The following is a 20123-nucleotide window of genomic DNA, read 5'->3' as shown; positions in this document are numbered from 1 at the left end:
ACTCATGAAAAAAATAATAGTCTTCCTGTTTATTGCCTTAAACCTCATAACCCAGGCTCAAGAAAAAGACTGGGTTTTAACCACGGGAAAGGTTGAAGCCTATACGGGCATTGTTGCAGCTAATGGCCGGATTGGTATTCTTCCAGAGGACATACCCTTTCAAACAAAAAGCATCATTCTCAATAATGTTTATGAAAAAGAATCGGAATTAGGAGTGAGCAGAATAATATCTGGTATGAACTTTGCCAATTTAGATATTTTTATAGATGGCGAAAAAATCACGGAACAAAATGTAAGTGATTGGAAACAATCTTTAAACATGAAAATGGCTGCATTTGAAACGTCATTCACTTTTAAAGATAAAGCTAAAATTACCTATTCCATTTATGCTCTGAGAAATATTCAATATGCAGGATATATTGACATTAAAGTCCTTCCTTTAAAAAACATTAAAATTAAAGCCACTGGTAAAATCTCAACACCAGAAGAATTTATAAAACCACTGAGTACTTTTAGAATTTTAAAAGATAATGAAGTTACCATGCCTATATTACAAACCGTTGCGAAAAGCAAGTTTGGCAAACATACTATTGGTACCTCAGCAACCTTTGTCTGGCATGCTATTAATTCTGGCAGAGAAGAACAGAGACCCCATTTAACGCATGATATAGTATCTAATTATGAGAACCATTTATCATTTGAAAAGGAATTAAAGAAGAATGAAACCTATGAATTTGCATGGACAGGTGCAGAATGTTCTACTCAAGATTTTGAAGATCCGCAAACAGAATCAGAACGCTTTGTCATTTTTAATTTACTTACGCCCAGAAATGATTTAATTGACCAACATAAAAAATTATGGGACGATCTTTGGCAAGGTGATATCATCATTGAAGGCGATGTGCAATCTCAATTAGATGTGCGTTTGGCCTTGTATCATTTATATGCTTTTTCAAGAGGGGATTCTAATTTGAGCATCTCTCCTATGGGATTGTCTTCTCAAAATTATAATGGTCATATTTTTTGGGACACCGAACTTTGGATGTTCCCTCCGTTATTAATGTTGAATCAGGATATTGCGCGCTCTTTAGTAAACTATCGGTCAGACAGAATTAATAAAGCCAAAGAAAAAGCGATCAATTTTGGATATAAAGGCGCCATGTTCCCATGGGAGAGTGACGATACTGGTGAAGAAGCTACTCCTGCATGGGCATTAACGGGTACATTTGAACACCATATAACGGCGGATGTCGCCATTGCGTTTTGGAATTATTACCGGGTCACTCAAAATAAAGAATGGTTAATAACCAGGGGATATCCCATGTTAAAAGAAATTGCTGATTATTGGGTGAGTAGGTCTGTATTAAATGCTGATGGCAGTTACAGTATAAAAAACGTGGTTGGAGCGAATGAATTTGCCCCAAATGTAGATGATAATGCCTTTACAAATGGCTCTGCAATTACCGCTTTAAAATTCGCTACTGAAGCTGCTATGGAAGTTGGCGAAATACCAAACCCAGAATGGGGAAATCTTGCCTCAAAAATAAAAATCCATAAATTTCCTGATGGCACCACCATGGAACACAGTAAATATGCCGGTGAGATTATTAAACAAGCTGATGTGAATTTATTATCTTATCCATTAAATGTGATTTCTGATGAAGAAACCATTAAAAAAGATTTAAAATATTACGAACCAAAATTAGCTGATGAAGGTCCTGCTATGGGACAATCTGTCTTTGCAGTCTTATACGCTAAACTTGGTAATGCCAAAGAAGCCTATCGCCTATTTAAACGAAGTTATGAACCTAACAAAAGACCTCCTTTTGGAGCTTTGGCAGAAGCAGCAACGAGCAACAATCCTTATTTTGCAACAGGTGCTGGCGGTATGTTACAAGTCGTTTTATTTGGTTTTGGAGGATTGGATATTACCAATGATGGCATTGTTCAAAAAAATGCTATTCTACCTAAAGAGTGGAAGTCTTTAACTTTAAAGGGTATTGGTCCTGAAAGAAAAACATTTGTTATTACTGAATAATTCTTTGGTTAATGATAATGGCATAAAAGTTTGTAACTTTAAATTATAAAAATCGCGTGAGGGATTGAAGCTAGCTACCATGTAGCGCGTAAAGCCCGACGTTTTGAGCTCTTAAGCGAAAAAGCGGCACGCCCAAAATAATAAACTATGAGTAAATTGGTTTCTCCTTTAAATTTTAAAGCCTGGATTGAAGAAAACAGACATTTACTAAAACCGCCTGTAGGTAATAAAGTGGTTTGGAAAGACGGTGATTTTATTGTAATGGTTGTTGGTGGACCCAATAACAGAAAAGATTATCACTACAATGAAACGCCTGAATTTTTCTATCAGGTAGAAGGAGACATTGTTTTAAAAATTATTGACAATGGTACTCCTAAAGATGTTCATATTAAAGAAGGTGATATTTATTTATTACCCCCTAAAGTACCGCATTCTCCACAAAGAGGCGCTAACACTGTTGGATTGGTTATTGAATATAAGCGTCCTGAAGGGATGCGTGATGCATTGCTTTGGTTTTGTGAACATTGTGTAACCAAACTTTACGAAGAAGATTTTACGGTAAAAAACATTGAAACCGATATGCCTAAAATTTTTGACAAATATTATGGTGATTTACACAAACGAACGTGTCCTAATTGCGGAAAAACAATGGAACCACCTAAAAAAGTAAAAATTGATTAAATTTTTATGAAACCTAAATTAAGAATAAACGGGCATTCACACTTATTACCTTACCCTGAGGAAATACCTGATTTCATGAGAGAAAAAGGTATTTTTTGGGTAGATAAAGACCGGAAGTTCATGCTTCAGAAAGACTGGAGCCGTCCGGTAACTGATTCCAGTTTCTTCCTTCATGAGAAATTAGAATGGATGGAACGTTTTAAAATTGATCATGCGGTTGTTCTCAACTTATCACAACTGTATGGCAATGGTTTACGCGTGGAGGAAATGAAACAAGCCCTTCGTTTTCAAAACGATTTTAACGCTAAAATTCAGCATGAAAATCCTAGTAAGTTTACTTGTGGATTTGTGGTTCATCCTGGTTTTGTTAGAAGTGCCTGCTGGGAAATAGAGCGCTGTGTTGAAACTCATGGCTTACAGCTTTTATGTTTACCAACCCATTATATGGATACTATTGGTACCTGGCGTTGTATTTTTGATGAGGAAAATGAACCTATTTTTGAATTGGCCAATAAATATAATTTAGCCGTAGAAATTCACCCCTATGATGGTGAAAAATTTATAAAACTAGAAAACATCTCCTGGCGTTTTCACCTCATTTGGATGCTGGCACAATGTGCCGATGCCTACCATTTTTTAACACTGAATGGCTATCAGGAAAAGTATCCCAATATGCGTACTTGTTTTGCTCATGGCGGACAATTAGCTCAAATTAATTTAGGCAGACGTATTCAAGGCTTTGATGGAAGACCAGACTTATTTGAAGGTAAACATCATCCAAGAAAAGCTGTTGGTCATAAAAATATCTTTTTTGACACCCTGGTTCATGATACAGGATCTCTGCAGTTATTAATTAAAAATCAAGGTGCTAAACAAGTTTTAATGGGATTAGACGATCCTTACCCCTTAGGTGAAATGGAAAGTATTAAACAATCGTCTTATCCAGGGAAAATATTAGATCTTGCCATGGAGCGCAACATCATCACAGAAACAGAGCGAGATGCCATTTGGGAAGATAATGTGATTCAATGGTTATGCGGTGAAGATGCCAATGCCAAACAAAAATTACTTAACAGAATTCTATCCTAATGCATTTTATTCCTGAAGATCTAGATGATTATGTGGTTAATCACTCTGAAGACGAACCTGAATTACTTCAGGAATTAACCAGAGAAACCTATCAGAAAATTTTACAGCCACGCATGCTGAGCGGTCATTATCAAGGAAGACTATTGAGTATGATTTCAAAATTAACACATCCGAAAAACATATTAGAAATTGGGACTTACACAGGATACTCTGCCTTATGCTTAGCCGAAGGGATGCAAACTGATGGCGAACTACACACTATTGATATCAATGAGGAATTATTAGATTTTCAGCGGATCTATTTTGACAAATCACCTTATGGAAAACAGATTTTTCAGCATTTAGGAAATGCATTAGAGATCATTCCGTCACTTAATAAAACTTTTGACCTTATTTTTATTGATGCAGACAAAGACAATTATCCCGCTTATTTTAAGGTCATCATAGATAAACTAAATCCGGGTGGGATCATTTTATCCGATAACGTGCTTTGGAGTGGAAAAGTTATTCAGCCCTTAAAAGAAGACGATTTTTCAACTAAAGCCCTAATAGAATATAATACCTTATTAAAGGAAGATAAAAGAGTAGAGACCATTATTTTACCTATTAGAGACGGCTTAACCATAAGCAGAAAAATATAAATTAATTATTCTACTTCATTTTAATTACAAACTCTTTAAATCCAATCGATTTAAGAAGCTAATTCTAAAACTTTCACGCCTTTAAATGTGGTTTTTTTACGTTCTATTAATTTAGAAATTGTTTTGAAAAACAATTCATTATCAAACGGTTTTGTAATAATATCATCAAACCCTATCTCGATTTTATTTTTTCTAACCTCATCAGCACTAGAAGCAGTTAATGCCACAATCGGTATGTCACTATCTAATTTCTTAATCTCAATAGTTGCTTCATTACCATCCATAATTGGCATGTTAATATCCATCAATATAAGATCATATTTATTGCATTTAAAGGCATTTAATGCTTCAAGACCATTTTGTGCAATATCAAATTTATAATTTTCTTTTTTTAATAAATTACTGGTTACAATTTGATTGATTTTATTGTCTTCTGCAATCAATATTTTATAGTTTTTAGAATTTGATACTGAAAACTCATTGTTTGTGCTTTTTCGTTTTTGGTCTTCAATAGTTTTATGATCTATTTTAAAACTCACATTAAAACTAAATGTAGACCCTAGTCCTAAATCACTTTCTAATTCAATTTTGCTACCAAATAATTCTACTAGTTTTTTAGTCACAGAAAGACCTAGACCAGTGCCTTGATAATTGATGTTAATATTTTCATTTAATTGTGAAAAATTTTCAAAGATCACTGTTTGTTTATCCTTTGGAATGCCCATACCATCATCTTCCACTTCAAATCGAATTTGTACATTTTCAGTATCTGAATTTAAAAGAATTACTTTGACATAAATGTTTCCATTTTCTGTAAATTTTATACTATTTCCAATTAAATTAAACAAAATTTGGGTTAATCTTATTTTATCACATTTAACAAATTCAGGTAGTCCTTCATCATATGAAATATGAATTTGGTTATTTGATTCCTCTAATCTGTACTCAAATGAATCTACAATATTTTGAATGAGTGACTTTAATTTAACGGATACATTATTCAGTTCAAATGTATTTGATTCAATTTTTCCTGCTTGTAAAATGTCATTTATTAAATTTAATAAATAATCTCCCGAGTATTTTAAGGACTTTAAATATTTGGTATCACGTGCCGAAAAATTATTATTCTTTAACATTAAAGATGTTAATCCAACAACGCCATATAAAGGTGTTCGTAATTCATGTGACACATTAGAAATAAATTTAGTTTTTAATCTTGAGGATTCTTCAGCCATTTCTTTAGCTGTTTCCAATTTCTTATTTTGGACTACAAGAATTTTACTTAATTTCCTTTTTGATGCATAAATAATAAATAGCCCCACAAATAGTACCAGTAATAACAACGCCGTAAATGTGATATAGGTATTAAAGTTTTTTGCTTCTTGAGTAATTTTTTCTTGAAGACTTCTACCTTCATTGGCCCATTTGGCATCTTGTTTATATAATTCAATATTCAGTTTTGAATCAAAAATGGTGTCTTCATTTCTTTTTTCTTCATTAATGTACCTTTCTCTTCTGTAATCATTTAGTTTTAACATAGCATAGGCCAAATCGTTATGCCCCGTCTTTTCTAAAGAGATGGAATAGGCTTTATATATTTTACTTAATAACAAATTGTTATCTAGATTTTCTTTATCCTGTTTTAAAGTATTTAAGGCAATTTCAAACTTATCATTGGCTAAGTTATACAGGTTTCTTTTTAAATATAAATCTCCATAATAATAATTAAACTGACTCTTATAATAATGATTAGAAGATAATTTTGCCAAATTATCTTGAGCACTTAATAAGTAGAAAGTTGCATCATTTAGTTTGTTGTTTTCTAAATTTAAGGCGCCAAGATTGATGTTGATCTGAAATAATAAGCTTTGTCCATTATTAGTGTTATCGCCGTCATCGTTTTTAATTTTTAACGCGTAAGAATTAGCTTCTTTAAAAAATGGCACTGCTGCTAAAGAATTATTTTTTGCACGATTTAACAATGCTATGTTGAAATAGGAGATAGCGGTCAAGTAATTATCCTTAATTTGTTTAGAATGTTTTTGCATTCTTAAAAAACCAGCCTTGGCATTCTCATGTTTATGCATATGCATATAAAGTTTGCCAAGCGTAAAATTAGCAAGAGCACTCCCATAATCATCATTCAGAGAATCTGATAATTGCCTCGCTTGATTTGCTTTATTAAAAGCATTTAATATGCCCTTCGTATTATAATAATTAGAAGCTACAGTCTTGAAATTATCGATTTGATTTCTGATTTCATATTCGCTTTGACTAAAAGAAAAAGAAAAAGCAAGTAGATAAATGAAAAGCACAACGTTTTTCATAAGTCAATCATTATAGGTTTGGGATTACCAATCTAAATACAATAATCGATTTGTTTATTTTAATGAATAATATATTTGTTAAAGGGATTCCTTTTTACGATAAAAAATAACGCGTGCAAAAAAAATCGACGAAATGAAGGCGATAAAAACTAGAGTTTACGTTTTACAGAACCCGTAAAATCATCAAAATCGTCTTTTACTTTTTTGATTTCGTCTTTTATTCCTTTGGTTAAATCAGCGTCAATACCATTCTTTTCAGCACTTTTTGTAATCTCACTTTTTATGTCGTTCGTAGCATCTTTAAGCACTCGCATACCTTTTCCTAAGCCTCGAGCTATTTCAGGTATCTTATCTGCTCCAAAAACCATGACTACAATAAAAAGTATGAATGCTATTTCAGCACCACTTATAAATAGAAATGTAGGTTGTAGTATCACGATACAAATATAGTAAGTGTTTCATTAGAAAAACAAAAAGCCGACTATAAAAAATCGGCTTCATATGTTAATTTATTTTTAATTTTTAACCTTGTCCTTGAACTGGTCAAAATCACTTTGTTTTATTTCTTTTGGCCAAGAGTTATTTGAAGTATCAATATCTGCTGTTTCTAAATCTGGATCAACAATTATGCCGACTATTTCCTTTTCTGACGCAATGGTTTTACTCACTTCATTATCATTTAATCTCCAAATTTCAGCCGGATACGTTTCTTTTAATTTCGTGCCATCTGCATAGGTATATTCAACAATAATTGGCATTACCAATCCTCCTGGTTTATTAAAAGTGACACTGTAAAAATATTTAGGGTTTTTTATTAATTGGCGTTGCTCTGGGGTGAAATTATCCATAAGATATTCCTTTAAACTCGCAGAGGAATCCATTGGTGATTTATCTCTCATACTATCTTCGAAATCTTCACTACCTTCTTCTACCATATAAATCAAATCTTCAGGCTTTACATTATACCATCTCGCCACTCTTTTACCGTAATCGTTTGGTTTAGAAGATACATAGTATTTTTTTACTTCTTTCACGCCTATATCCACCCAGTCAGTTGTATAAAACCAACCTCTCCAATACCAATCTAGATCAAATGCTGAGGCATCTTCCATTGTTCTAAAGAAATCTTCAGGCGTTGGATGTTTAAACATCCAGCGATGTGCATATTCTCTAAATGAATAATCAAAAAGATCAGGCCCCATTACTGTTTCTCTTAATATATTTAATGCAGTAGCTGGTTTTCCGTATGCGTTTTCACCAAACTGATGCACATTTAGACCTTTACTCATTATAGGAGAAATAAAATCTTGATCGCCTCCCATATATGGAATAATATTTTTCGCAGGACCTCTCCTAGAAGGAAATGTTTTATCATTAGGTGATAGAGCGGTAGGATATTTTATTGCAAAATCCTGCTCTGCAACATACTGCACAAATGAATTTAAGCCTTCATCCATCCAAGTCCATTGGCGCTCATCACTGTTTACAATCATCGGGAAAAAATTATGCCCTACTTCATGAATAATAACACCCATCATACCATATTTAACTCGGTCACTATAAGTACCATCTTTTTCTGGTCTTCCAAAATTGTAGCAAATCATTGGATATTCCATTCCCATGGGCGCATGAACAGATATAGCCTTATGGTAAGGATAATCAAAGGTCATTCTTGAATATGAAATTAAAGTGCTCGCTACTGTTTTTGTAGACCAGTCTTCCCAAAGCGGATTGCCTTCTTTTGGATATAAGGAAACGGCCATAATATCTTTACCACCAATTTTTACAGCCATCATATCCCAAATAAATTTTCTTGAAGTAGCAAAACCAAAATCACGTACATTTTGAGCAGATAGCTTCCATGTTTTTTTCTTGCTACTCTTTTGTGTTTCAGCAGCCTCAGCTTCAGCCTGCGTCACAATTTTTACAGGTTCATCATATGTCTTTTTTGCTTTTTCGTAGCGTTCCAACATAACCTTTGAAAACACTTCTTTTCTGTTAACCAGTCTTCCGGTTCCATCTAATATATGATCTGCCGGAACGGTAATATTGACATCAAAATTTCCAAATGTTAAAGCGAATTCATCTCTTCCCCAAAACTGAGAGTTTTGCCACCCTTCTACATCACTGTAAACAGCCATTCTTGGATAAAATTGAGCCATGACATAAATTCTGTTGTCTGTATCAGGAAAGTACTCATAACCAGATCTTCCTCCGTCTTTTACATGATCATTTATATTATACCACCATTTTATAAAAAACGAAAATTGTTGTCCCGACTTAAGTGAAGATGGCAATTCTATTCGCATCATCGTCATATTTATCATGTATTCAAGCTTATTCCCATTGGTGTCCTTTACTTCCTGAATATTAAATCCCCCATCAAAGGGCTCTTTCATATAGGCACTCACAAACCTTGAAGCCGATGTTACAGGACCATAACCACCCCCTTCAATAAGTGGTGATTTTGAATCCTTTGCTCTCATATTCTGATCAAGTTGAACCCAAAGGTATTTTAATTCATCTGGTGAATTATTTGTGTAAGTAATAGTTTCACTACCGGATAATTTCGCATTGACATCATCTAATTCTATATCCATTTTATAATCAGCCTGTTGCTGATAATAAGCGGGTCCCGGAGCACCAGAGGCAGTTCTAAACATATTTGGTGTAGCAAATTCATCGTATAACTGCTTGAATTTGTTATTGTTTGTATGGCCTGATTTGACCTTTGATGGCTCTTCATTTTGAGCTATTAGTCCTCCAGAAATAAGAAGAATCGATAGAAAGCAAAAAATAGTTTTTTTCATCATAAAACGTTAAATTAAATGTAATTTTTTATGCATTTTTGTAATAATTATTAAATTATTTTAATAAAAGGCGTTCGAAATTAAGTAATTAATATTTCCAGTTGTGTTTTTTAATTAAAATTTAACACTGCTGTTTTATTATTTTGATTTAATAAAAAGCTTTTTTGTTTGGAGTTGATTTTAGTTTTAATCATATTTTGCTGATCTTCAAATAAATCAAACAAAACTTCATTCGTGATTTCAATAGATTTTACTTGTGTAACGTTCTGAATTTCAATATAACACTGTATAATATCAACATCATACTCCTTGCCAATAAAAATAAGGCTCATATCCTTATCATTAATTCGCACCCTAATTTTATTTCTTAAATAGGTCTCAATATATTTATTAACCTCTTTTGTTTCTTCTTTTCCTGCCAAGACAATATTTTCATTATATCGCTCTCGTAATATATTTTCAAAATCATCAATAAATATGCGTGTAGTAATTTGCACTGACCTTTTCTCTTGAATATAATCAACCTGTGTTACACTAATGTAATATTTATGAAAGCCTGAAAACGCCATCAAAGGAAGTATAACTATTAAGAGAAATATTTTTATTCTTTTCATTTTTTAAATGTTAACAAATTGTTTCGTTAAAAGTAGTTCATTATAATAGTTCAAAAAGCATTCCAAAAAAACGAATCCTTTTATTGTTTTAAATTAGTGATGTACTGTTTGTGTTTGACTTCCAGAAACTGTAATATTTTAAAATCAGATTGATTTTTACATGATGTCATAAAATTTTCATCTTCTTGACAGAAATAAAAAAAATCCATTATTAATGGCTCCTCTAAGGGATTTAAATCAAAAAAAACTTTTGATAATCTGGCTTTTATACTAAACAATAGTTCATCCTTAGCCTCCAATGCTACCTGTTGTTTTAGCATTTTAGTTCTACCAGAAATAGCATTTAAAATGGGGTTAAGAGGAATAATTCCTCCTCCCGTTGTTGCTTCATTTAATCTTCTTTCACTTTGTGTTGCTATTTTTCCTGTGTAACCCGGTATCCCTACATCATAAAAATTAATGGGCGGATCGCCTTCTGTATTATCAATATCTGAGAGTAAATTACCTGTTAAAACCCTTCCAACAATGACCTCATCCAAATGGTTGATCTGCTCCTCTAAAACAACTTTGACTGTCTTTTTAAAAACAATATCTTCATTTACTACTAGGACTTTTGTTTTATATTGAACTGAAGAAAAAACTAATGTATCGTTCAGTTTTACACTAATTTTGAAATTGCCACTTCCATTTGAAATAGTGAATACCTTAGCCGTTTTATTAATAACATGAATGTTTTCAACATCACCTGCACTTTCAATTTTTCCTAATACATCAACCGTTTGAGAAACCATGGATTCTACTTGAAAAACTACCATTAGAATTATAAAAAATTTAATTTTTAAAATCATTATTTTTCAAGTACAATTTACTTTGTAGCATTATATAATCAATAAGTTGTATTTCATTTTCAGTTTTCAAAAGTTCTGCATTTATCTCATTGGATTCTAAAAAAACTATAAAAGAAGGAACTTCGTCTAAAGGAATATTAAAATTTTCACTGATATATTCATGAGAAAAAATATCTGTTATTGCCTTTCGGTTTTCATTTAATGACAAATCTTTTTCTTGAATCTTTTTTGTTTTTGGTTTAACCAATAAACTATAGACACTGGTTGCAAGTCCAACAAAATCAACGCCATTATAAAATTGGCCTTTATTCATTGCAGTATTTAGATTATTTGCCACCACTTGATTGTCAAACGCCTTATCATCATTATACTCAAAAGCCTTATTCATATCACCCATATTTAATTCAATATCAGGTACCATTTTTACATTGTCAATATCTACCGCTATATTTCCTTTTAAACCATTAGAAAGTAAAACAGCGTCCAATTGATTCACTTTTTCTATTAAATATATTTTTATGTTTCTTGAATTAATGACTTCTTCATTAATTATTAATAATATAGGACTAAATTGTAAGGCAGAAACTTCAATGCGGTCATTTAAAGAAACTTCAATATTGAATTCTCCTTTCTCATTGGTAACTGCTCCTCTATTAGATGACGTATTAAAAATAGTCACTCCTTCAACATCTTGATTTTCTGATAGAACAATTCCTTTAATATCCATTCGCTGATTTACTTGAGCATAAAAAAAAGTCAAGTTAAACGAAAGAATAAAAAAAAGTATCAGTTTCTTCAAGGTCATATATTAAAGATATAAAGAAAGCCTTTCAAATCTTAATATAAATCAAAAAAGCGTTTAAATTTTTTTTAAAAAACCCTCCTATTAAAATAAGGAATTAATTAACTTTCTTTGAAAATTCCAAACTTTTATGATAGATTAGTTCTAAAAACTCCATTTCTTTTCCGTAATTAAGTAATGAGAAATCAAAATTGTCGCTTTCAACATACCTAATAAATTCTTCGACTCTATGCTCAGGAATATTGAAATTATCAATTAAAAACTCAGATCCAAAATAGTATTTTATAGATTCTATAGGAACCTCCGGAATTCCAATTTCCTTTTTGTTTTTAACTTCTGATCTAAACAAAGGCAATAATAATTGATCAACAACATTAACCATATTAAGTCCATTAATCATTCTTTGTCGTTCCGAATTCATTAAACTGTTGCTTACACCCGAGTTATAATCAATATCACTCTGAGATTGATTATTATTATTCAAAACACCAAAATACATTGAATTTAACTTTGGATTAAAATGGCCTGTATGATTAATTTGTACTTCTAAACTTTTTGACAATCTGCTCCCTGTAATAAATATTTCGTCAAGTCGGTTAATTTCTTCAATTAAGAATATTTTCACGTTTTTCGATTGCAAAATCTCTTCATTAATTTGAAAACTAATACTTTGAAATTGTATCGCACTGACTTCAATTGAATCATTTAACTTCACAGCTAATATAAACTCGCCATTTTCATTTGTTATTGCTTGTTTATTCAAAGATTTATTAATAATAGATATTCCTAAAAGGTCTCCACCTTCAACAATTATTTTACCTTTAACATCAATTGGTTTCAAGTCTTGCGAAACGATCTGCAAACCCGTTAAAAAAGTGATTAAAATGATGAATTTTTTCATAGCTTTTTTTTTGTTTAAAAATAATCTATAAAAAATTATTTGATTTATTAAATTACTATAATCTTTTGTTAAATTGTAGGAGTATATTGTCTTAATTAAAAAGTAGAGATCGATGAAAAACATTATTATAGCAAGTACTTCAACAGTGCATGGTACCGACTATTTAGAATACCTCTTAGACGAATTAAAGGTATTTTTCAAAGGGGTAAAGACCATACTTTTTATCCCATATGCAAGGCCTAGTGGCATATCTCATGACACCTACACAGAAAAAGTGAAAGAAGCATTTTCAAAAATCAATAAAAACATTATAGGTATTCACACCTCTAATAATCCTGTTTTAGCCATTGAAAAGGCAGAAGCTATTTTTGTAGGAGGCGGCAATACGTTCGTATTATTAAATCAGCTTTACAAACATAAAATACTTTCCGTTTTAAAAGACACTGTTAATAAAGGAACACCTTATTTAGGCACAAGTGCTGGTAGTAATATTTGCGGATTAACCATAAAAAACACGAATGATATGCCTATTATATATCCACCAAATTTTAATGCCTTAGGCCTGGTCCCTTTTAATTTAAATCCGCATTACTTAGATCCAGATACTACTTTAAAACATATGGGAGAAACTAGAGAAACACGCATAAAAGAATTTCATGCTTTTAATTCGCAGCCAGTCATTGGTTTACGGGAAGGAAGTTGGTTATTTGTTAAAGGTGATTCTATAGTTTTAAAAGGACCTTTGTCTGCTCGCATTTTTGAACAAAATAAAACGCCGTATGAAGTCCAACCTGAAACAGAACTAAATACTTTAAAATAAAAAAATCTTCATCAAATGATGAAGATTTTTTGAGCGGGAGACCGGGTTCGAACCGGCGACATTCAGCTTGGAAGGCTGACGCTCTACCAACTGAGCTACTCCCGCAAATCCGTAACAAATATAAACAATCTAATTTTTTATTTGCAAGATAAATCACAACTTATTATTAAAATAATACGATGATATTTTAAACTTCATTATTTTTATTTTCATCAAAATTGAACTTTAATGAGACATGGTAACTATAAAGTAAAATTATTTGTAGGATTAGCCATTGCACTTTTTGCATTTCTAAAATATTGTGCGAGTGCTGAAACCAATCCTTATACAGGAAAAGAGCAACATATCACTTTATCAGAAGAGCAGGAAATTGCTATTGGTTTACAAAGTACCCCCTCAATGAAAGAACAATATGGTGGACTGTATCCAAATAATAACTATCAGGCATTTTTAGATCAAGTTGGACATAAGTTAGTCAATAATAGTATTGCCAAGGAAACAGGGTATCAATATGATTTTCATCTTCTTGCCGATCCAAATACCATAAATGCCTTTGCACTTCCTGGCGGACAAATTTTTATTACTTATGCCCTGTTTTCAAAACTTAAAAATGAAGATCAACTGGCTGGGGTTATTGGTCATGAAATTGGCCATGTGGTAGGAAAACATTCTGCCGACAGAATGTCTAAGCAAGGCTTGACTGAAGGCTTGTTAAATGGCGTCGCTGTAGCCATAGACCCAAATACCGCTCAAGGAGCCGCCGCCATAGCGAGTATAATAAACATGAAATATGGCAGAGAAGATGAACTGGAAAGTGATGATTTAGGAGTTCTTTTTATGATTAATGCGGGCTATAACCCTGAAGAAATGATTGGTGTTATGGAAATATTAAAAACCACTTCAGAAGGGAATCGTGTACCAGAATTTCAAAGTACACATCCAGATCCTGAGAATAGAATTCAAAAAATAAAAGAAGCTATCACTAAATATAAAAAATCATAAAAAAAGCCATTTTTACATGGCTTTTTAAATTTGAGTGACTAATTCAAATATCAAAATTTCTTTTCTGAAATAACTCTAATATACTATTAAGACGAAAAAAAAATAAATGTGTTACATGAGAAATTCTTTTATAACACATTTTTAACCTTTCATTTTAATTTATTTAACAGTGCATATATTTGATATTTTTCAATAAACAATCAATTAAAATACATATTTCACATGAGGTTTATTAAGTTTTTCTATGCAAACTTCTTTATCTTTGAACCTTATTAAAATTAACTTAAACATGAACAAAAAAGTCATCTTAATGATTCTTGATGGTTGGGGGAAATCTCCTGATCCAAAAGTATCTGCTATCGATAATGCTAATACCCCTTTTATAGATTCTCTTTATACTAAATATCCAAATGCATCCTTAAGAACTGATGGTTTACATGTGGGTTTACCAGAAGGGCAAATGGGAAATAGTGAAGTAGGCCATATGAATCTGGGAGCTGGTAGAATCGTTTATCAAGATCTTGTAAAAGTAAATTTAGCAGTTGAAAACAAAACACTTAACGATGAAAAAGTGTTAGTTGATGCTTTTAAATATGCTAAAGACAAGAATAAAGATGTGCATTTTCTTGGCTTATTAAGTGATGGTGGCGTACATTCCCACATCGCACATTTATTTGGTTTATTGGAAGCTGCCCATGATTTTGGCTTAACTAACACTTACGTTCATGCATTTACTGATGGAAGAGATGTAGATCCAAAATCTGGTTTTGGTTTTTTAACGGCTTTAGAAGATCAACTTGAAAAAACAAATAGTAAACTGGCTACTGTAACAGGTCGCTATTATGCCATGGACAGAGATAAACGTTGGGAGCGGATCAAACTAGCTTATGATGCTATGGTTAATGGCATTGGTGAATTCTCTACAAATGTGACGGATTCTGTGGAATCAAATTATAAAAACGATATCACTGATGAGTTTATTAAACCAATTATTATGGTTGATAAAAACAATGAACCCGTCGTAAAAATTAAAGAAGGTGATGTGGTTATATTTTTTAATTTCAGAACAGACCGTGGTAGAGAGTTAACGGAAGCCTTATCACAAAAGGACTTTCATGAGCAAAACATGCATAAATTAAATTTATACTATGTTACTCTGACAAATTATGATGACTGCTTTAAAAATATTAATGTTGTTTTCAATAAAGATAATTTAACCGAAACTTTAGGGGAAGTTTTAGAAAAAAATCATAAAAAACAAATAAGAATAGCCGAGACGGAAAAGTATCCTCATGTTACATTTTTCTTTTCTGGTGGTCAGGAAACGCCTTTTAAAGGGGAGACCCGTATTCTAAGAAATTCTCCGAAGGTTGCTACTTATGATCTAAAACCTGAAATGAGTGCCTTTGAATTAAGAGACGCTTTAGTTCCTGAATTGCAAAAAAGGGATGTTGATTTTGTGTGTTTAAATTTTGCAAATGGCGATATGGTAGGACATACTGGTGTCATGGAAGCCGCTATTAAAGCCTGCGAAGCTGTTGATGCTTGTGTGAAAGATGTGGTGACTGCAGCACTTGAAAATGATTATACAACTATTTTAATTGCTGATCATGGAAATTGTGAAACCATGATAAACCCTGATGGATCTCCAAATACCGCACATACCACAAACCCGGTTCCTGTTATTTTGATAGACAAAGAATTAAAACATATTAATGATGGTGTTTTGGGCGATATTGCTCCAACCATTCTTAAACTTATGGGAATTGAGCAACCTAAAGCAATGACCAGACACCCCTTAATTTAAAGCCATTCAAAAAAATAATTATTGTACTTTTGCGTCAACCAAATGTGAAGTTTTAATGAATTTAAACGACAGGCTTATTATTGCAGTTGATTTTGATGGGACTATTGTTGAAGATGCCTATCCCAATATAGGTAAACCTATAATATTTGCTTTCGAAACTTTAAAAAAGTTGCAGGAAGATGGGCATAGACTTATTTTATGGACCTATAGATACGGAGAGCAATTAGAAGATGCCGTTAAGTTTTGTGAAAATAACGGTATTCATTTTTATGCTGTTAATAAAAGCTTTCCAGAAGAACAATACATCACTGACAGAAGCAGAAAGATTCATGCTGATCTTTTTATTGATGATAGAAATATAGGTGGTTTTATAGGTTGGGGTGAGATCTATCAAATGCTCATCGGCACAGTAGGAAGTATCCCTATAGAAAAAAAAAGAAAAGGCTTCTTTGGTCTATTTAAAATCTAGATTAAATTATAATATCCTTTCTCAATACTTTCGCGATGGTCTGGATGGGCTATATTTACCAAAGCCTTTACGCGATCGGCTATGGTCTTCCCGTATAAATTGGCAATACCATATTCTGTTATCACATAATGTACATGCGCTCTGGTAGTTACTACACCTGCTCCTGGTTTTAAAGAGGGGACTATCCTGCTAATACCATTTTTAGTTATTGAAGGTAAAGCAATAATCGCTTTCCCTCCTTCACTTAAAGAAGCGCCTCTTATGTAGTCCATCTGACCTCCAACTCCAGAATATATTTTTGAACCAATGGAATCTGCACAAACCTGACCAGTAAGATCAACTTCAATAGCAGAATTTATAGCGACCATTTTAGGATTTTGCTTTATAATAGAAACATCATTCACATAATCAGAAGCTCTTAATTCTATAAACGGATTATCATCAACATAATCATATAAACGTTTAGATCCCATTAAAAAAGTTGCCAAGGCACGACCCGGATTTATTGCTTTAAAATTTCCATTGATAACATCTTTTAATATAAGATCAATTACCCCATCAGAAAACATTTCAGTATGTAACCCTAAATTTTTATGATTTGTAAGACGAGACAATACGGCATTTGGAATCACTCCCACTCCCATTTGAAGCGTACTTCTGTCTTCAATTAAACTGGCAACATAATCACCAATCTTATTCTCAACATCTGTTGAAACAGGCATTTCATGAGTAGGGATAGGCTCATTGCACTCTACAAATAAATCAATTTCTGTATGATGGATAATGCCATCTCCATGCGTTCTCGGCATAAGCGGATTAACTTGCGCAATCACAATTTTGGCGTTCTCAATAGCTGCCAATGTAGCCTCAATAGAAACACCTAATGAACAATACCCATGCTTGTCGGGAACCGATACATGAATTAAGGCCACATCAAGTGGTAAAATATTTCGTTTAAATAGTAAAGGCAATTCACTTAAAAAAACCGGGGTATAAGATCCGTTACCTTCCGCAAGAGTATGTCTTACATTATGACCAATAAAAAAAGAATTCACATGAAAGCTTTCTCTTAATTCTGGATTTGCGTAGGGCGCATCTCCTTCAATATGTAAATGACAAACCTCCACATTTCGCAACTCTTCATAACGTTCAGTCATGGCTTTAATCAAAACCTGAGGTGCAGCAGCAGCAGCTTGTAAATAGACTCTATCATTAGATTTTATGACTTTAACAGCTTCTTGAGCACTTACAATTTTATACATAACTTATACAATTTATTTTGCAAAATTATTCATAAAAGATTTTAAAAAAACTGTCTAAAGTCATACTCGTTTAAAAAAGAATTAAAAATTTAATTTTAAGTATCTTTGCCAATATTTTATACTACATGATTATTATTAAAACCCGTGAAGAAATTGAATTAATGCGCGAGAGTGCTTTAATAGTTTCTAAAACTTTAGGACTTCTTGCCAAAGAAATTAAACCTGGCATTACTACCTTGCAACTTGACAAAATGGCCGAGGAATTTATACGAGACCAAGGAGCTATTCCTGGCTTTTTGGGATTATATGATTTTCCAAATACTTTATGTATGAGTCCAAATACACAGGTTGTACATGGTATTCCTAATGAAAAACCTTTAGTTGAAGGTGACATCATTTCCATAGATTGCGGCGCTCTAAAAAATGGTTTTTACGGAGATCATGCTTATACATTTGCCGTTGGAAAAATTAATCCTGAAACTGAAAAATTACTTCAGGTTACCAAAGAATCACTCTATGTTGGTATCAGAGAGTTTAAAGTGAATAATCGTGTGGGTGATGTTGGTTATGCCATTCAAAAATACTGTGAAGACCATGGTTATGGTGTGGTAAGAGAATTGGTTGGGCATGGATTAGGCAGAAAAATGCATGAAGATCCTGAAATGCCAAATTATGGTAAACGTGGTAGAGGTAAAAAATTTGTTGAAGGTATGGTAGTCGCTATAGAGCCTATGATAAATATGGGAACACATCGCATAAAGCAACATAAAGACGGCTGGACAATCACTACATTAGATGATAAACCAAGTGCTCATTTTGAACATGATGTTGCCATTATTGACGGCAAACCAGAATTACTTTCAACCTTTGCTTATATTTATGAAGCCTTAGGTATTGTTAGTAATGAAGAAGATGAATTCAGACAAAACGTTTTAAAATTATAATTTATGATTATTACTGATATAGAACCAAAGGAAGTTTTTAAAGGATTTAAAGGGCGTTTTGTGCATATGGAAAGCTTTACCATTGGTTTTTGGGATATTGAAGCCGGATCAGAATTACCCTTGCATTCGCATATACATGAGCAAACAACAGAAGTTATTGAAGGTGAGCTTGAAATGACGTGTAATGGGGTTACCAAGGTTTATAAGCCAGGTATGATAATTACCATTCCTTCCAATGTACTGCATGGAGGTAGGGCAATTACTCGTTGTAAATTAACCGATATTTTTTGTCCTGTTAGGGAAGATTATAAATAATTCAATCGGGATCATGCTAAAATATTTTAGAAGAACAAGACAAAAACTTTTCGTGGAAGGAAGTGCGAAACGCTACTTCTTCTATGCTGTTGGAGAAATTATTTTGGTAGTTATAGGGATTTTAATTGCTTTACAAATTAATAATTGGAACGAAAACAGAAAAGACAAAATACTAGAAAACGAATATTTAAATAGACTGTTGAGTGATATTGAGTTTGACCAACAATGGTTAAAAACTTATACACTTGATCGTTATGCCAAGAAAGTAAAAAGTCTTGAAATTGGTAAAGCATATTATCAAGACAATTATATTATTAAAGATACACTACAATTCTTAAACATTATTAGCTACGGAGGTGTTTTTGGCTTTGCCGATTGGAATCTAAATAAAAACACCTATAATGAACTTATTAGTACCGGTAATTTAAGAAAAATAAAAAGCGATATTTTAAGAACAAAAATTACTGATTATTATGAGGAGAGTAATGCCAAATCAAGTACTTCAAAAAATTACATAAGTAGTTATATTAATTTTATTAACTCATTTACTGCTTTTAATCCCAAAAGTCCTGATTCTATTTCTGAATTTGATCAAAAACTTTTTTTAAAGCATATAAAAACTGAAGAATATTACCGATTAGCAAATTCAGAACTTACACTTGCACACAGAATTTCTAAATTCGCAAAAGAATTAATTAAAAAAGCCGAAGAATTAACAATTAATATAAAAGCTCATTTAAAGGAATGATTTTT

General features: G+C 32.3%; 19 protein-coding genes and 1 tRNA gene. 11 read left to right on the top strand and 9 right to left on the bottom strand.

Features of this window, described 5'->3' with window-relative positions:
- Positions 1-4: 4 nt before the first annotated feature.
- The 4 genes from V8G56_RS04635 to V8G56_RS04620 all read left to right on the top strand — a co-directional run bounded on the left by V8G56_RS04635 (position 5) and on the right by V8G56_RS04620 (position 4449).
- The gene (locus V8G56_RS04635; RefSeq protein ID WP_395437282.1) at positions 5-2038 is read left to right on the top strand and encodes a glycoside hydrolase family 65 protein; all 2034 of its coding nucleotides are present in this window, start codon (positions 5-7) and stop codon (positions 2036-2038) included.
- 147 nt (positions 2039-2185) lie between these two features.
- Positions 2186-2719, top strand: coding sequence for a 3-hydroxyanthranilate 3,4-dioxygenase (locus V8G56_RS04630; RefSeq protein ID WP_331631090.1), 534 nt, complete (start codon positions 2186-2188; stop codon positions 2717-2719).
- A 6-nt stretch (positions 2720-2725) separates the two neighbouring features.
- Positions 2726-3808 (top strand): amidohydrolase family protein, encoded by a 1083-nt coding sequence (locus tag V8G56_RS04625; protein ID WP_395437281.1) that lies wholly within the window; start codon positions 2726-2728, stop codon positions 3806-3808.
- A complete protein-coding gene (locus V8G56_RS04620) occupies positions 3808-4449 on the top strand; it encodes an O-methyltransferase (RefSeq protein ID WP_395437280.1) in 642 nt (213 codons plus the stop codon). The genes V8G56_RS04625 and V8G56_RS04620 overlap by 1 nt, the downstream gene beginning before the upstream one ends.
- Before the next feature lie 50 nt (positions 4450-4499).
- Here the strand turns inward: V8G56_RS04620 and V8G56_RS04615 are convergent, their stop codons facing one another.
- The 7 genes from V8G56_RS04615 to V8G56_RS04585 all read right to left on the bottom strand — a co-directional run bounded on the left by V8G56_RS04615 (position 4500) and on the right by V8G56_RS04585 (position 12751).
- A complete protein-coding gene (locus tag V8G56_RS04615; RefSeq protein WP_395437279.1) occupies positions 4500-6776 on the bottom strand; it encodes a response regulator in 2277 nt (758 codons plus the stop codon).
- Between the two features lie 149 nt (positions 6777-6925).
- Positions 6926-7213 (bottom strand): Sec-independent protein translocase subunit TatA/TatB, encoded by a 288-nt coding sequence (locus V8G56_RS04610; protein ID WP_395437278.1) that lies wholly within the window; start codon positions 7211-7213, stop codon positions 6926-6928.
- Between the two features lie 78 nt (positions 7214-7291).
- Positions 7292-9586 carry a M1 family metallopeptidase gene (locus tag V8G56_RS04605; protein WP_395437602.1) on the bottom strand — a complete coding sequence of 765 codons (2295 nt, stop codon included), beginning with the start codon at positions 9584-9586 and terminating at the stop codon, positions 7292-7294.
- A 110-nt stretch (positions 9587-9696) separates the two neighbouring features.
- Positions 9697-10200: a DUF6702 family protein gene (locus V8G56_RS04600; RefSeq protein ID WP_395437277.1), complete on the bottom strand. Its 504-nt coding sequence runs from the start codon at positions 10198-10200 to the stop codon at positions 9697-9699.
- Positions 10201-10280: 80 nt separating this feature from the next.
- On the bottom strand, positions 10281-11015 hold the full coding sequence (locus V8G56_RS04595) for a hypothetical protein (RefSeq protein ID WP_395437276.1): 735 nt from the start codon (positions 11013-11015) through the stop codon (positions 10281-10283).
- A gap of 16 nt (positions 11016-11031) precedes the next feature.
- On the bottom strand, positions 11032-11775 hold the full coding sequence (locus tag V8G56_RS04590) for a carboxypeptidase-like regulatory domain-containing protein (RefSeq protein ID WP_395437275.1): 744 nt from the start codon (positions 11773-11775) through the stop codon (positions 11032-11034).
- A 172-nt stretch (positions 11776-11947) separates the two neighbouring features.
- On the bottom strand, positions 11948-12751 hold the full coding sequence (locus V8G56_RS04585) for a carboxypeptidase-like regulatory domain-containing protein (RefSeq protein WP_395437274.1): 804 nt from the start codon (positions 12749-12751) through the stop codon (positions 11948-11950).
- A 112-nt stretch (positions 12752-12863) separates the two neighbouring features.
- Between V8G56_RS04585 and pepE the strand changes: the two genes are divergently transcribed.
- Positions 12864-13571, top strand: a complete 708-nt coding sequence (gene pepE, locus V8G56_RS04580) for a dipeptidase PepE (protein WP_395437273.1) — start codon at positions 12864-12866, stop codon at positions 13569-13571.
- Positions 13572-13603: 32 nt separating this feature from the next.
- Here the strand turns inward: pepE and V8G56_RS04575 are convergent.
- Positions 13604-13676 (bottom strand) — tRNA-Gly (locus V8G56_RS04575).
- A 123-nt stretch (positions 13677-13799) separates the two neighbouring features.
- Here V8G56_RS04575 and V8G56_RS04570 point away from each other — a divergent pair.
- The 3 genes from V8G56_RS04570 to V8G56_RS04560 all read left to right on the top strand — a co-directional run bounded on the left by V8G56_RS04570 (position 13800) and on the right by V8G56_RS04560 (position 16849).
- Positions 13800-14573, top strand: a complete 774-nt coding sequence (locus V8G56_RS04570; RefSeq protein WP_395437272.1) for a M48 family metalloprotease — start codon at positions 13800-13802, stop codon at positions 14571-14573.
- Positions 14574-14862: 289 nt separating this feature from the next.
- Positions 14863-16380, top strand: coding sequence for a 2,3-bisphosphoglycerate-independent phosphoglycerate mutase (gpmI, locus tag V8G56_RS04565; RefSeq protein WP_395437271.1), 1518 nt, complete (start codon positions 14863-14865; stop codon positions 16378-16380).
- 55 nt (positions 16381-16435) lie between these two features.
- Entirely contained in the window at positions 16436-16849 is a 414-nt protein-coding gene (locus V8G56_RS04560; protein ID WP_395437270.1) for a BT0820 family HAD-type phosphatase, read from the top strand.
- On the opposite strand, the gene V8G56_RS04555 is transcribed toward V8G56_RS04560, so the two are convergent.
- A complete protein-coding gene (locus tag V8G56_RS04555) occupies positions 16846-18111 on the bottom strand; it encodes an acetyl-CoA hydrolase/transferase family protein (RefSeq protein WP_395437269.1) in 1266 nt (421 codons plus the stop codon). The two genes, V8G56_RS04560 and V8G56_RS04555, sit on opposite strands and share 4 nt — an antisense overlap.
- A 125-nt stretch (positions 18112-18236) precedes the next feature.
- Here V8G56_RS04555 and map point away from each other — a divergent pair, with 125 nt between their 5' ends.
- The 3 genes from map to V8G56_RS04540 are packed head-to-tail and all read left to right on the top strand — an operon-like array spanning position 18237 to position 20118.
- On the top strand, positions 18237-19055 hold the full coding sequence (map, locus tag V8G56_RS04550; RefSeq protein WP_395437268.1) for a type I methionyl aminopeptidase: 819 nt from the start codon (positions 18237-18239) through the stop codon (positions 19053-19055).
- A 3-nt stretch (positions 19056-19058) separates the two neighbouring features.
- Complete coding sequence (locus tag V8G56_RS04545; RefSeq protein WP_395437267.1) at positions 19059-19370, top strand: cupin domain-containing protein; 312 nt, start codon at positions 19059-19061, stop codon at positions 19368-19370.
- Between the two features lie 13 nt (positions 19371-19383).
- Positions 19384-20118 (top strand): DUF6090 family protein, encoded by a 735-nt coding sequence (locus tag V8G56_RS04540; protein WP_395437266.1) that lies wholly within the window; start codon positions 19384-19386, stop codon positions 20116-20118.
- The last annotated feature ends 5 nt before the right edge of the window (positions 20119-20123 follow it).

Source organism: Gaetbulibacter aquiaggeris, assembly GCF_044003965.1.
Classification (GTDB): domain Bacteria; phylum Bacteroidota; class Bacteroidia; order Flavobacteriales; family Flavobacteriaceae; genus Yeosuana; species Yeosuana aquiaggeris.
This window is presented reverse-complemented; position numbering and strand designations above follow the sequence as displayed.

What these genes read in the sequence shown, in the direction of transcription:
- V8G56_RS04635 (WP_395437282.1), top strand. Translation starts at nt 5, where the DNA reads ATGAAAAAAATAATAGTCTTCCTGTTTATTGCCTTAAACCTCATAACC.
- V8G56_RS04630 (WP_331631090.1), top strand. Translation starts at nt 2,186, where the DNA reads ATGAGTAAATTGGTTTCTCCTTTAAATTTTAAAGCCTGGATTGAAGAA.
- V8G56_RS04625 (WP_395437281.1), top strand. Translation starts at nt 2,726, where the DNA reads ATGAAACCTAAATTAAGAATAAACGGGCATTCACACTTATTACCTTAC.
- V8G56_RS04620 (WP_395437280.1), top strand. Translation starts at nt 3,808, where the DNA reads ATGCATTTTATTCCTGAAGATCTAGATGATTATGTGGTTAATCACTCT.
- V8G56_RS04615 (WP_395437279.1), bottom strand. Translation starts at nt 6,776, where the DNA reads ATGAAAAACGTTGTGCTTTTCATTTATCTACTTGCTTTTTCTTTTTCT.
- V8G56_RS04605 (WP_395437602.1), bottom strand. Translation starts at nt 9,586, where the DNA reads ATGAAAAAAACTATTTTTTGCTTTCTATCGATTCTTCTTATTTCTGGA.
- V8G56_RS04600 (WP_395437277.1), bottom strand. Translation starts at nt 10,200, where the DNA reads ATGAAAAGAATAAAAATATTTCTCTTAATAGTTATACTTCCTTTGATG.
- V8G56_RS04595 (WP_395437276.1), bottom strand. Translation starts at nt 11,015, where the DNA reads ATGGTAGTTTTTCAAGTAGAATCCATGGTTTCTCAAACGGTTGATGTA.
- V8G56_RS04590 (WP_395437275.1), bottom strand. Translation starts at nt 11,775, where the DNA reads ATGGATATTAAAGGAATTGTTCTATCAGAAAATCAAGATGTTGAAGGA.
- V8G56_RS04585 (WP_395437274.1), bottom strand. Translation starts at nt 12,751, where the DNA reads ATGAAAAAATTCATCATTTTAATCACTTTTTTAACGGGTTTGCAGATC.
- pepE (WP_395437273.1), top strand. Translation starts at nt 12,864, where the DNA reads ATGAAAAACATTATTATAGCAAGTACTTCAACAGTGCATGGTACCGAC.
- V8G56_RS04570 (WP_395437272.1), top strand. Translation starts at nt 13,800, where the DNA reads ATGAGACATGGTAACTATAAAGTAAAATTATTTGTAGGATTAGCCATT.
- gpmI (WP_395437271.1), top strand. Translation starts at nt 14,863, where the DNA reads ATGAACAAAAAAGTCATCTTAATGATTCTTGATGGTTGGGGGAAATCT.
- V8G56_RS04560 (WP_395437270.1), top strand. Translation starts at nt 16,436, where the DNA reads ATGAATTTAAACGACAGGCTTATTATTGCAGTTGATTTTGATGGGACT.
- V8G56_RS04555 (WP_395437269.1), bottom strand. Translation starts at nt 18,111, where the DNA reads ATGTATAAAATTGTAAGTGCTCAAGAAGCTGTTAAAGTCATAAAATCT.
- map (WP_395437268.1), top strand. Translation starts at nt 18,237, where the DNA reads ATGATTATTATTAAAACCCGTGAAGAAATTGAATTAATGCGCGAGAGT.
- V8G56_RS04545 (WP_395437267.1), top strand. Translation starts at nt 19,059, where the DNA reads ATGATTATTACTGATATAGAACCAAAGGAAGTTTTTAAAGGATTTAAA.
- V8G56_RS04540 (WP_395437266.1), top strand. Translation starts at nt 19,384, where the DNA reads ATGCTAAAATATTTTAGAAGAACAAGACAAAAACTTTTCGTGGAAGGA.